Here is a 14,456-nt window from a genome sequence, read left to right on the forward strand (position 1 = left end):
ATATCGAATAATCATTTTTTAAAGATGTTTTTTTTATCGAATTCGTAATTTTATTAAGTCTTAGATAGAAAAAGGTTCTGAAGTTATGTTTGATACGTATTAATACTTAGTTTTGGTAGTAAACTTAAGTACATTTAAATCGATATATGACTGCATTTAAATCTTATAAAACTACCTGTTCTTATTGTGGTGTTGGTTGTGGAATAATAGCTAAAAAAGATGCTAAAGGGGTGATTACAGTAGAAGGTGATCCAGATCATCCAGTTAACAAAGGGATGTTATGTTCTAAAGGAATGAATTTACATCATGTTGTACAGGATAAAAGCGATCGAATTCTCTATCCAGAGATGAGATGGAGTAAAGGGCACGAGTTACAAAGAGTTTCTTGGGATCAAGCTTTTGATCGTGCGGTTGCAGTATTTAATACTATTATTAATAAATACGGTCCGGATAGTGTTGGTTTTTACGTTTCTGGGCAGTGTCTTACAGAAGAGTATTATTTGGTTAACAAGCTTACAAAAGGATTTATCGGAACTAATAATATAGATACTAATTCTAGATTATGCATGAGTTCTGCAGTTGTAGGCTATAAGCAAGCATTAGGAGAAGATAGTGTTCCTATTGCCTACGAGGATATAGAGCTTGCCGATTGTTTTATGATTGCAGGAGCAAACCCAGCTTGGTGTCACCCAATTTTATTTAGAAGGATAGAAGCTCATAAAGAGAAAAATCCAAATACAAAAATTATTGTAGTAGATCCAAGAAAAACACAATCTTGTGATATTGCAGATTTACATTTACAGATAATTCCAGGCACTGATGTAGTATTGTACAATGCGATTGCTAAAAGATTAATTGATCGAAAAAAAATTGATAAAAGTTTTATAGCGAATCATACTGATAATTTCGAATTATTGAAAGAATCTTTACAATCCACCTCACTAACCGAGGCAGCAAAAATCTGTGGCATAACAGCAGCCGATATAAAGAAAGCAGCTACATATATTAGTAATGCTAAAGGGTTTATAACGCTTTGGGCAATGGGGTTAAATCAAAGCTCGATAGGTGTAAATAAAAATAATGCTCTTTTAAACCTCTCATTACTCACTGGTCATATAGGAAAACCTGGATCAGGTCCTTTTTCATTAACAGGGCAGCCTAATGCTATGGGGGGTAGAGAAGTAGGAGGTATGGCAAATTTATTAGCGGCTCATAAAGATTTAAGCAATAAAGAACACCGAACCGAAGTGGCTAATTTCTGGGGCGGAAAAGAGATTTCTGAAAAACCTGGGTTAACTGCTACGGAAATGTTTGATGCACTAGAAAGTGGAAAACTAAAAGCTGTATGGGTTATATGCACCAATCCTTTGGTCAGTCTTCCTAATGCAAATAAAGTAGAAAAAGCGCTTCAGAAAGCTAAGTTTGTAGTGGTTCAGGATATCTCGCATCGCTCCGAAACTTTAGAATATGCAGATTTGGTGTTGCCCGCTGCAGGTTGGGCAGAGAAAGAAGGAACAATGACTAATAGTGAACGTCGTATTACCTATTTAAATAAAGTAGTGGATCCTCCTGGAGAAGCATTACCAGATGCAGAAATTCTGTGGAAATTTGCGCAACGAATGGGATATAGAGGCTTTGATTATACATCTGTAGAAGAAGTATATAAAGAACATTGTCAATTGACTAAAGGAACCAATATTGATATTACCGGTCTAAATTATGATCGATTAAAGAATGAAGGTAGTTTTCAATGGCCTGTCCCAGAAACAAATCATTCGGGAACAGAACGATTATTTCAAAATAAAAAATTTTATACAGATACAGGTAATGCGAAGTTTGTAGTGCCAAGATTTACTAAACCAACTTCAGAATTACTTACGGATAAACACCCTTTGATTTTAACAACAGGTAGAGTACGTGATCAATGGCATACTAGAACTAAGACAGGTAAAGTAAATAGACTGTTGACACATATTCCGCATCCATTTTTAGAAATAAATCAGGTAGATGCTTTTCTCCGAAAAATTAAAGATGGAGATATTGCAGTGGTAGAAAGTAAAAGAGGAAAGGTACAAGTAAAAGTAAAAGTAAGTGATACAATAGCTAAAGGGGTTGTGTTTTTACCAATGCATTGGGGTAAAGTTTTAGGAAATGATTACGGAAGAGCAAATAACTTAACCACTAGTATTATAGACCCTATTTCTAAAGAACCAGATTTTAAGTTTTCTGCAGTACAGGTTTCAAAGTTTGTAAAAGAAAAGCAAAAAATCTGTATTATTGGAGCAGGTACGGCTGCATACCGTTTTATACAAACATATAGAGAACAAAATACAGAAGATGACATTACCGTGTTCTCTAAAGAACCATATCCTTTTTATAATAGAGTATTGTTACCAGAATATGTAAGTGAAGAACTCACTTGGGAACAATTACAAAAGATGAGGGAAGGCAGTATGGAATCTCTTAATGTTACCTTATCAACCAGTAATCCGGTTACTGAGATCAATAGAGAAGAAAAATATCTTATTGATAGTAAAGGAGAAAAACATGAATATGATATTGTCTTAATGGCTACTGGAAGTAGAGCTTTTGTGCCAAAAGAAGTTCCTATTCATTTGCCAGGTAGATTTACAATGAGAGATCGAGGAGATGCAGATAAGTTGAAAAATTACTTAGAAGAAACTGGTTTGCCAGAAAATCAACAACATGTAACAATTGTTGGAGGTGGACTATTAGGTTTAGAGTTGGCTGCTGCACTACGAAAAAAGAGTGTGAAAATTACGATTATACAAAGAGGTAATCGTTTAATGGAAAGACAATTAGATATTATCGCAAGTCGTTTGTTAGCAGAAGATGTTAGAGAAAAAGGAATACAGATTCATTTTGATAATGAAGTAGATACGGTTTTTAATCAGGATTCTGGTTCCCTATTAGTAAATCTAAAGTCAGGAAAATCATTTAATTGTAATGCTGTAGTTTACTCTATTGGTACCATTCCCAATATTGATTTGGCAAAAACAGTTGGTATTGATTGTCGTCGCGGAATTGTAGTAAATCAATACTTGCAATCCAGTGATCCAGATATTTTTGCTGTTGGTGAGATTGCAGAATTCGAAGGTAATTTATTTGGGATAACAGCAGCGGCTGAACAACAAGCGGATATTGTAGCTAAGTATATTTTAGGAGATTTTAGTGCAATATATAGAGGGTCGGTATTTATGAATATTCTAAAATTCGAAGACTTGGATCTATGTAGTATCGGTAATATTGATATGCCTAAGGATGATCCATCATATGAAGAGGTTATTTTCATGGATGTTGGGAAACGATTTTATAAAAAATGTATCGTTAAAAATGATTGGTTGGTAGGTGCTATTTTGATGGGAGATAAGAGTGAATTTGCAGATTTTAAAAGATTGATCGAAGAAAAGATAGAATTGTCTGAGAAGAGAGAAGAATTACTTAGATCATCCCAACCCGATGAACCTGTGTTGGGTAAATTAATTTGTTCTTGTAGTCAGGTTGGTGAAGGAAACTTGGAAGAAGCTATCAAATCAGGATGCGAAGATTTCTCCGAATTATGTATTAAAACAGGAGCTGGATTAGGTTGCGGTAGCTGTAAACCTGAAGTAAAAGAGGTGTTGAATAATGTAATGCAATTAGCTTAGTTATGGAAGAGTTTATGCATAGAGTAAATATTAAAGGAGGAATTTTATCACCAAGTGAGTTGCAGCGGATTATAGTGTATGCAGAGGAACTAGGGTTAGACACTTTTCATTTTGGATCCAGACAAGATATTATTTTTCCTTCTAGAGATAATAGTAATACTGTAGTGGCGGAACATGAATCTTTTAATATGGATTTTTTTGCTCCAGAAGCCGAACAAAACATTAGTTGTTCTTATGTTTCGATAGATATTTTTAATTCTACGGTTTGGTTACGTGGTACTACGTATTTATATATTTTAGAACAATTTAGGTATAAACCAACATTAAAAATAAATATAACTGATCCGCAGCAACAGATGGTTTCTTTATTTTCTGGAGATCTTAATTTTATTGCATCTAGTCAAGAAGATTATTGGTACTTGTTTTTAAAATTACCAGGCTGGGAAGAAGTTTTTTATCCAGTTTTGATTTTTACTTGGGATATAGCTAAGGTAGCTCAAGAAATTGAAAATATTTACAAAAAAGTAAATAACGTAGATGAACTTTTTCAATTCCTTAATGAAAGTATAGATACTAATAACCGAACTATCGAGAAACCGTTAAGTGTTGGTTTTAAGCCATTTCCATATTATGAAGGAATGAATAAAATGGGAATTAATCAATATTGGTTAGGGTTGTATTGGAGAAACAATAAGTATGATCTAAAATTCTTAAAAGCACTGTGCGAGTTTTGTATAGAATATCGTATTGGTAAAATATGTTTGACACCATGGAAGTCGTTTATTATAAAAGGAATTCCGAAGGAATGTAAATTAGCTTTAGAAAAACTTTTGGGACAGTTTGGTATTAATGTAAGACATTCTGCTTTAGAGCTAAACTGGCATTTACCGGTAGGAAGTCAGAAAGCATTGGATCTTAAAAAGTTTTTGGTCATGAATTTTGATCAAAATGATATCAGTACTTATGGAATGACATTTTCTATTAGTATTAGACGCAAACAAAAAAGGTATTTTACATCTGTTGTTATTGAAGAAAATAAAACACCTGAGGCAGTCAAAGATTTTGTAGTAAGACCTACTTATAATGTTTTATATGCCAAAAATTTTAACCCTAACACTAGGCAATATATAGTATATGCTCAGGATATTGATCAAATGGATTTGCCAGGAATATTATTAGAGTTAACTAAAACTTATTTTCAGAATCTAGGAGAAGGAGATGAGGAGAGTTTTGCTGGGATTACTTCCAAGAAGGAGAAAACGGAGATAGAGGTGTTTCAGTGCCAAGAATGTCAAACCATATATGATCCGTTGGTTGGGGATGCAGTATCCACTATTCCAGCTGGAACGAAATTTTCAGAGCTTCCAGATTCCTATCACTGTGCATTATGTGAAGCTCCAAAAGATAGGTTTGAAAAAATGACTTTAGAGATTGTATAATTGTAGTGTACTGCTATTATTTGTTATGAAAATCCCTGTTAGGGACAAAAATATTTTCTTCTACGTATAAGTCTACAATGGTGCGTACTTGACCCGAAAATTGAGCATGTCTATATCGTAATTCTAAACTGTCTTTATTGAGATAAGTGATCTGAAAGAACTTGTAATCTTTTTCTATGTTCATCAATTCTGGAAGTTGATCACTTTTTAGCTTTATAAAATAGTGACCTTTTTTATTTTGAATGATTTCCCAATTAGCTTTTAATGATGGACCACAATCTCTTTGTTTGTCATTATTGTCTTTAACTGTCCTGTCTGGGAAATAAGTATTTCTGTATGATAAGAAACAACCAGCCATATTCATTCGGGTACCATCATTATGTCGTTTAGCAATTTTCCATGTCTTTCCAGATGTTCCTGCAATAAGATCTACAGCATTATCCGGAATTTGATAAGGTTCTTTATTGGTGTCAGAACAGGAAGACGCTAAGATTAAGATACTAATCAGAAGTAGGATAGGATAGTATTTTTTCATATGGTTAAAATTAGTAAAAATGAGTATCAAAAATTATTCCGGTTTAGTTCTTTTTTTAGTTTTTGTAAAAAAAAGATGTGTTTTTAGATTATAGTGTATTTATTGTTTAAAAGACAAATTTTAATTTTTATCAAATTTAATTAATTGATTTTAAGTGCTTTAGTTTGTGTTCATTTTTTGTTAGGAAATATTTTTTTTAAAAAAGTAAAACTTCAGGGTAACATATTTATTCCTAATGACATAATATATGTAGAAACCTTAAAGTATGAGGATTCAACAACAAAGAATAAAAGTAAAAAGGAATTATTCATTAATTAGTTAGTAATGTTATTATGAGGAAAATTGTTTTGTTATTTATTGTATTTTTTAGAACTATAGTTGTTTTTGGGCAAGATGGGCCTGACTCCTCTTTTAATTATGATCAAGAGTTGGAGAAAAGTGTAAAGGCACCAGTGTCTCCAGAAGCAGAAGCATTTAAAATTTTTGGTGATGTTCCTATAAATACTTACACCGGTCAAATGAATTATTCAGTTCCTTTGGATGTGTATAATGGTTATGAAATGTCTTTGCCAGTAAACTTATCTTATAATCCTGGTATTAAAGTAAGCCAATTAGCTACAGGGGCAGGATTAGGTTGGAACCTTAATGTAGGAGGAAGAATAACAAGAATAGTTAATGGTTTACCAGATAATGGGGTTCCGCAGTCTATATTTGATAGTACTGCCCGAAATAAATTATTGAAATACTATGCGACTGGAAATAACTTTGAAACCATTGATGATGCGTGGGACAATTATTATTTCTTGAGGGATATCAGGGATAATAAAGTGGATGTATTCCCGGATTACTATCAGTTGAATGTCATGGGTATTACTGAAACTATTGTTTTTGATGTAGTTGAGGATATGCAACCTAAAGTTATATCTAACCCAAGAATGAAGGTTTCTGCAGTCACACCCAGTAATGGAAGAGGTGATATTAGTAGCTGGACAGTAACTGCTGAAAACGGTTGTATGTATTTTTTTACTAAAACAGAAAAAACTTATAGAGAAGCTGATGATAGAGTAGATAACAGCCCTGCTCAAAATTATAATAATTCTTGGGTACTTACTAAGGTAGTGTCACCAAATCAATTAGATTCTTTTGATTTTATTTATCAGGCACAAAGCTACAGCAGTGAAATCGGTACAGTAGCAGAATACCAGACTGCCTCTACTACTCTAAAACAATTTCAAACTAATTATGGAGTAGATAATTTGAGTTCATACATTCCGGATATTAGGATTACCCAACAATTCCTGAAAAAAATCATTCACAATGATAAGTTGATATATGATATCGACTTACAGACTCGATATGATCATTGGCAAAAAAATACAGGAAACAGTACATTTAGTAGAGTGAAAAATAAGATCGATGGCATACAAATGTATAGATTTAATGAGATCTCTAAAATAAATGAATTATGGAGAAGTGTGGAGTTAAGTCATACCTATTTTGGGCCTGTAAACTATGCGAATAATCCCACTGTTGTCTCTAGATCCAATCATAAAAAAATTCGACTTAAATTGGATAGGATAGATTTTAAATCACCAGATGGTGAGATTATGAACTCTTATAATTTTGAATATGACAGTCCAGATAAATTACCCTCAAGAACATCTTATGCGAGGGATTATTTAGGATACTACAATGGGGCCTCCAATAGCGTATTGTACCCAAGAGTAGATTTACCGGGTATTTCAATGGGAGGCGCATATAGAGAAGCAAATCCGTTAGTTTCATCATTTGGGTCATTGAAAAAAGTGATCTATCCTACAGGTGGTGCCTCTGAGTTTAAATATGAAAACCATATAATAAGCAAGTCACAATCTTTAGAGCCTGAAATAATTGGTTCTTTATCTGCCAACGGTGGTTTTAGTGATTTTCCTTGTAATGGACTTTGTTTAGATAAATATGTAGAGTCTCCCATAGTAAAATCAAAAATGGTATATGTGCCAGATGGTTTTTACACTATGAAACTTAAAAAAACGGGATCTGATCAAGGAAATGGAACTAGTACAGGATTCGAAGTATGGGCGATCAAAAGAGGAAATAATCAAGAGCAATATGATGGTTTTTTAGGAGGTGGTACTCCACTTAATTCTAGTTTTTATTGGTCTCGTGCCTATGGTAATGAATTTTCTGAAACCAAGCACCTTGCGGCAGGATATTATCAGTTAACCGTAGCCAATAGTATTACAGGTACTAACGTCAGTATACAGATTATAAATGAAAATTTTAACCAAACCGAAATTGTACAAGAACCTGTGCCAGGATTACGTCTACAATCAATAAAAAATTATGATCATACAGGTGATGTTTTATCTGTTAAAGAATATCGATATACAAAAGAGATTAACAGTGTGCTTTCAAGTGCTAGACAATTGTATCGTCCTTCTTTAATAGATTTTGTGACAGCAAAAAGATTTAATGGAAGCACAGGTACTATTACTGATACGGATAGAGTTGTTAGAAGGTCTGGAGCTGCGCAATCACCCCAGGGACATGTAGTCTACGAAAAGGTTTTTGAAATTCAGAAATCAGCAACCGGTGATACATCTATGGCTGATTGTCCTAACAATCCAGATGGTGGACCTATTTTGGTAGAGGAAGGCCTAGAACAAGGGAGCAACCCTTTTATAGCTGTAGATATATCTAATGGATATGTAGAAACTAATTATAATGCGGGTGTTAATGGGATTGTACCAGAATCTTATGCTCCATTTAGCAATAATTATGTTTCAGATTATAAAATGGGAAAGCCAAAAAGTGTGAAGATATTCAATATGTGTAATAAACTTCTACAAAAAACTGAGTATACCTATGATAGTGCTGCTGTTTTCTCTTCTCCAGGTATTTCAGTAAATAATAATGAAAATAACCGATATAATTATCTTATGTATTTGCAGTCTGAGAATGGTTCGGTCTATACAGGTTTGGTAGAAGGGAGACTTAGTTGTCTAGGGAATGGTTGCGAAGATAGAGTGATTTATGAATATGCAGGTGTGCCTTTTATATGTCTTTCGGAAAATGCAATAGGACGTCCGTCGAACTTAATAGAATGTAACGGAGACAAAACAGCGGCTATGATGCAAGCCAGAGGTAAATCTGTTAATGGTAGAATTGGGTTTATGAGTTCAGAAACTCAGGTTCGTTATTTTGACACGGACTCCATAAAATTACACACGTATTATACGTATAACGAGCATTCAAAGTATTTACTCAAAGAAAGGAAAGTCCAACTTCAAGGAGATCAAACTACAAAAGAAGTTTTTTATTACCCGCGAGATTTAACCACAAATAATTTTCCTGATGCTGATATTTTTAATACGGAAGAAACTAATGCTGTAGAAGGACTATTGGATCAAAATAAGCATGTTGTGCCAATACGAGTAGATGTTTTTAATGGTCAACAATTACTTTCATCTAAGATCACATCGTATCAAAGTGTAGGAAATACTTTTTATCCAAAAACCATCAAGTTGGCTAAAGGAACGAATCCATATGAGGCGCGAATGGAATTTTTGGAATATTCTTCTAAAGGAAAACCAACTAAAATAAGTATTGAAAATGAAAAACTGTTTCTATACACCTATGGATATAACGGAAGATATTTAACAGAGGCGATACAGGGCGTACCAATAGATATGGCTGATAGTGTTACTCCTTCTACTTCTATCTTAGATGTATATCCAGAAGCTCATGTAACTTCTTATACATATAATTTATTAGGTAAACCAACGGAAATAGAGGATCCAAGAGGTCTAAAAATACAGTATATCTATGATAAGTTTTATCGATTAATAAAAGTAAAAGATCAAGATGGAAATATTCTATCGGAAAACGAGTACAATTATAAAAATAACTAATACAGTCATAGAGATGAAAAAAATATTTTTAGCGATTGCTGTATTGGTAAGTACAGTAATTAGTGCACAGACACAAACAGAAAATTATATAAAATCTACCACCTACCAAACCGAAGTACAAGATGGGCAACAATCTCAGGTGCTAGAAAGTGATAAAATCATATCGGTAAACTATTTCGATGGATTAGGAAGACCTAAACAATCCGTAGCGGTAAGAGCCGGCGGACAACAACAAAACACTAATATCCTAGACTGGACAGATGATTGGACTGCAGGAGGAGGACACACATCGTTATTTAATATGAACGGTCAATCTTCTGATAACGAAAGAATTTTCGACACCAATCCCTTTGGAGAACAATCCTTATTATGGAAATGTGGTAATGATGCTGCCAGTGACGCAGATGGAGGTTGGAACACAGACTATATAACAGTGGATAAAAATGTAGGATATCGTTATGCTGTTTGGGTAAAACGAACAGGTTCACAGAATGGAAGTACCTATCATGGTACACAGAACGTAAATAATCTTAGCGGCACAGCTAACGGCAATCCTTATTTTGTTGTTGGAGACACACCAAATCTTAACCAATGGTATTTATTGGTAGGAATAGTGCATCCACATACTTATACAGGAAGCAATAGTGGAATTAGTGGGATGTATGATATAAACGGTAATAAAGTTAAAAACGGTACTGATTATAAATGGAGGAACAACACAACAACTGCTCGATTTAGAAACTATCTTTATTACAGTACAGATACCAACACCAAACAGTATTTCTGGAATCCAGTATTGACAAAAATAGATGGAAACGGAACGCCTATTAATCAGTTGATTCAGCAATCTAAACCAAAAGATATCATTACACATTTTGAGTATGATAACTATGGTAGACAAGCGAAGGAATATTTACCTTATGCTTCTGAAGAGACTCAAAATGGAACAATCTATACCAATCCATTGGCAGAACTCAATGCGTTTTACAATACAACTAAATATCAGAATACACCCAATCCGTATTCGGAAACTATTTTTGAGTCCTCTCCGTTAAGCAGGCCTTTAAAACAAGCTGCTCCAGGATTAGACTGGCAGGCAACAGAAGATGGAGATGATCATACTATTAAACTGGATAGAGCCTTAAACAGCGATGCGGATGATGTTGTGTATTTTAGAGTAAAATTTACAAATGGGAATACAGCAGTACCTACCTTAGAAAAAGTAGGCGACTATCCAGCACAAGAACTTTTTGTAAACATCACCAAAGATGAAAACTGGAAGAGCAGTGATGGTAATGATCATACTACAAAAGAATTTACAGATAAGCTAGGGCGTATGATTCTTAAAAGAACATACAATAATAATACTGCCCACGACACCTATTATGTCTATGATGATTTTGGAAATCTTACCTACGTATTATCCCCAAAAGTTACAGTTACCAATGGAGTATCATCAACCGAACTTTCTGAACTCTGTTATCAATACAAATACGATTACAGAAATCGATTGGTAGAAAAGAAAATACCAGGAAAAGGTTGGGAATACATAGTGTACAACAAACTGGATCAACCAGTAATGACCCAGGATGCTAATCAAAGAGCTCGTAATGAATGGTTGTTTACTAAATATGATGCTTATGGAAGGGTTGCTTATACAGGTATATATGGAGATTATGACACAAGAATAGGAATGCAAGCAATGGCATATGATGAAACCGATACTCTTTTTGAAACTAAAACTACCTCTTCAAATAATATTGATGGAACAATTGCTTATTATACTAATAATGCTTTCCCCTTTGAAACAGGTGGTTCGTTAGATATTCTAACCATCAATTACTATGATGATTATACTTTCGATAGAGATGGAATGAATAAACCATCTACTTCGTATGGAATAACTACTACCAATGATACCAAAGGATTAGCAACAGGAGCTAAAGTTCGTGTATTAGGAACCAATAATTGGATCACCACAGTAAATGCCTATGATAGTAAAGGACAGAATATATGGACAGGTAGTAGAAATAGATATTTAAATACTATTGATAAGGTAGAAAGCAAATTAGATTTTACAGGAAAACCAGTAGCGACACGAACTACACATAACAAAGATAGTAATGCCGCTATCGTAACTACTGATACCTATACGTATGATCATATGGGAAGGTTACTAACTCAAAAACAACAAATAGGTAGTTACCCACAAGAACTGATTGTACAGAATAATTACGATGATTTAGGACAGTTAGAAAGTAAAAAGGTCGGAAACGCAGAACAAGCTCCGCTACAAACGGTGGATTACACATACAATGTACGTGGATGGTTAACAGGCATCAATGATGTAGATACTATGGGTGATGATCTTTTTAGTTTTAAGATTAATTACAATACCGTTCAAGGATTTTATGATGTACCAGAACTTTATAATGGTAATATCTCTCAAACGATCTGGAAAACAGCCAATGATAACACTAAAAGATCGTATTCTTATCAGTATGATGATTTAAATAGAATCACTCGAGCAAATAGCTTACGAGGCTCAACATTAATGACTGGAGATTCTTTTAGTATGTGGGGTATTGCATATGATAAAAATGGAAATATAGGACGAATCGCCAGAAACGGCAGACCGAATGGATCCACAACAAGAATAGATGAACTCTACTATACCTATAGTAACAATAAGTTAGAAAAGGTTAGAGAAGCGGTAACCTCGGTTCATAAAAACGAAGGATTTATAGATGGTACCAATACCAATAATGATTACGTATATGATGTTAATGGAAATATGACCATCGATCGTAATAAGGGAATTACCGGTATCACTTATAATCATTTAAATCTGCCAACTGCGGTAGCAATAAATGATCAAGCACGTTCTAATACAGGAAATATTAATTATATTTACACCGCCACCGGTGCGAAACTAAAAAAGATCGTATCAGAAGGAAGTTCTTTAACAACAGAGTACGCAGGTAACTATATCTATGAAAATGGACAGCTTAAGTTCTTTAATACATCAGAAGGGTATGTAGAACCAAGTGGAACTAGTGGATATGATTATGTATACCAACTTAAAGATCACTTAGGAAATATTAGACTTAGCTTTTCTGATAAAGATAAAGATGGAAAAATAGATGTACTGAGAAATAAGGCGGACGTTGATGGTGATGGAGATTATGCCCGTGAGATTATGCAGGAGAAAAATTATTATCCCTTTGGACTACAACATAAAGGATACAATAACACTATTACTGGAAGGGAGCATAACTACGGATATGGAGGTAAGGAATTTTCTGAAGAGCTAAATTTAGACACCTATGATTTTGGTGCTAGAAACTATGATCCTTCGCTAGGTAGATGGTTTGTGGTAGATGCTCTAGCAGAACATCCAAATCAGATCGATAAATCTCCTTACGCTTATGCTTGGAACAATCCGATTTACTATACTGATCCTGATGGAAACTGTCCTAAATGTCCTAAACTACCGGGTTTTTTAAATGATGCATTTTCATATTTAGAAAATACTACTGGACCTGCTATTAGAAAATACGGTAGAAAAGCAGGTGAGTTTTTAGCAAGCTTTAACCCTGTTGTTACTGCTACAAATATTTACAAGGGAGCTACTGAAGGGCAAGATGCTTTTGGAAACGATGTTTCAAAAGGAGAAGTAGGACTAGAAATAGCAGCTTCATTGCCTTTTACTAAATGGTTGAAATTTGGAGATGAAGCTCTAGATGTTGCTCAATTTATTGGAAAAAATGGAGATGAAGTAGGTGAAATCATTTTAGAAAATGGCGCTGAATTTGCAAATGATGGGGAGAAGTTGATGGCAACTTTCTTAGCTCAGGAAGGAAAAGTAGTAAATGTTCTTGCTGAATCTACTGAACAAGGAGTTAAATCCGCAGACTTTCTAGTAGATGGTGTGAAAACTGAATTAAAAACGATATCAAACATAACATCTTCAAATCTATCTAATGCAATTAAGAAAAGAATTTTATCAGGTACTTCACAATCTGGTAATCTAATTATAGATGTGACAGGTCAAAAAGGAGCTAGCCAAGATGTGATTAACCAAGCTTTAAATAGGGCTTTTGGAAGTTCAGATAAAATACAATCTGTTCGTGTACTAGGAAACGGGTTTGATATAACTAGAACTTCTAACTAAAATTCTGTATCAATTATGAGTGAAGTAACAAATTTAATTTTAACCTGTTCTACAGGAGAGAAAGAGAAATTGATATTATCAAAAATAAATCAATTTAAAATGGATAATAAGCTTTTTAAAATAGTCTCTATTAATGACAAAACTTTACCTGATGCTTGGTATGGTGGAACAAAATATATGGAGTGCAATATATTCATAGGAGCTTATAACTATCTTAATTTAGAAAAGCTTATTGATAATTTGAAATCTATTGAATGGGAAGATCCTGAAGATGTTCAGTTAATTATCAAACAACAAAATGATGATCATTTTAGGATCATTAATCTTTTTCAAGCTACTAGTTCTCCTCTGTCGCTAGAGTGATTGTCTCGTCCTAAAAAGAGTTTACATATTTTATATTAATCCTAAAATAGATTTACAACTTATTCTTAATCCTATTATTGGTTTACAATAATAGGATTTTTTATATAATAATTCTTCCATAGTTTTTCAGTTTTTATATTGTTTTGATGTACTTGGTTTGGGGTAAGGTTTCCTATACTCATATGTGGTCTTTCGTTATTATATAACTTCACGACAGTTTCTAATAATTCTGTAGCTTCTTGTATGTTTTCTACTTGATAATCGTTTAGGTATTCTTCCTTTATAATACCATTCACTCTTTCTGCTATTGCATTTTCTAACGGATCTCCATTTTCTGTCATGCTAATCTCAATGTTATTGTTTTTT

General features: G+C 33.7%; 7 protein-coding genes. 5 read left to right on the forward strand and 2 right to left on the reverse strand.

Annotated features, from left to right (window positions below):
- The first annotated feature begins 146 nt into the window (after positions 1-146).
- Together H526_RS0116860 and H526_RS0116865 are read left to right on the forward strand one after the other, a co-directional pair.
- A complete protein-coding gene (locus H526_RS0116860; protein WP_027394084.1) occupies positions 147-3,668 on the forward strand; it encodes a nitrate reductase in 3,522 nt (1,173 codons plus the stop codon).
- 2 nt (positions 3,669-3,670) lie between these two features.
- Entirely contained in the window at positions 3,671-5,107 is a 1,437-nt protein-coding gene (locus H526_RS0116865) for a rubredoxin (RefSeq protein WP_027394085.1), read from the forward strand.
- 16 nt (positions 5,108-5,123) lie between these two features.
- Here the strand turns inward: H526_RS0116865 and H526_RS0116870 are convergent, their stop codons facing one another.
- A complete protein-coding gene (locus tag H526_RS0116870; protein WP_027394086.1) occupies positions 5,124-5,642 on the reverse strand; it encodes a lipocalin family protein in 519 nt (172 codons plus the stop codon).
- 332 nt (positions 5,643-5,974) lie between these two features.
- Between H526_RS0116870 and H526_RS0116880 the strand changes: the two genes are divergently transcribed.
- Genes H526_RS0116880 through H526_RS0116890 form a run of 3 tightly spaced genes read left to right on the forward strand, consistent with a single transcriptional unit; the run spans position 5,975 to position 14,090 of the window.
- On the forward strand, positions 5,975-9,553 hold the full coding sequence (locus H526_RS0116880) for an RHS repeat protein (RefSeq protein ID WP_027394087.1): 3,579 nt from the start codon (positions 5,975-5,977) through the stop codon (positions 9,551-9,553).
- Positions 9,554-9,566: 13 nt separating this feature from the next.
- Entirely contained in the window at positions 9,567-13,727 is a 4,161-nt protein-coding gene (locus H526_RS0116885; protein WP_162144500.1) for a DUF6443 domain-containing protein, read from the forward strand.
- 15 nt (positions 13,728-13,742) lie between these two features.
- Positions 13,743-14,090, forward strand: a complete 348-nt coding sequence (locus H526_RS0116890; RefSeq protein ID WP_027394089.1) for a hypothetical protein — start codon at positions 13,743-13,745, stop codon at positions 14,088-14,090.
- A gap of 74 nt (positions 14,091-14,164) precedes the next feature.
- On the opposite strand, the gene H526_RS0116895 is transcribed toward H526_RS0116890, so the two are convergent.
- A partial coding sequence (locus tag H526_RS0116895; RefSeq protein WP_027394090.1) for an integrase core domain-containing protein occupies positions 14,165-14,456 on the reverse strand: 292 nt, incomplete at its 5' end.

The sequence above is a fragment of the Aquimarina latercula DSM 2041 genome (genome assembly GCF_000430645.1).
Lineage (GTDB): Bacteria > Bacteroidota > Bacteroidia > Flavobacteriales > Flavobacteriaceae > Aquimarina > Aquimarina latercula.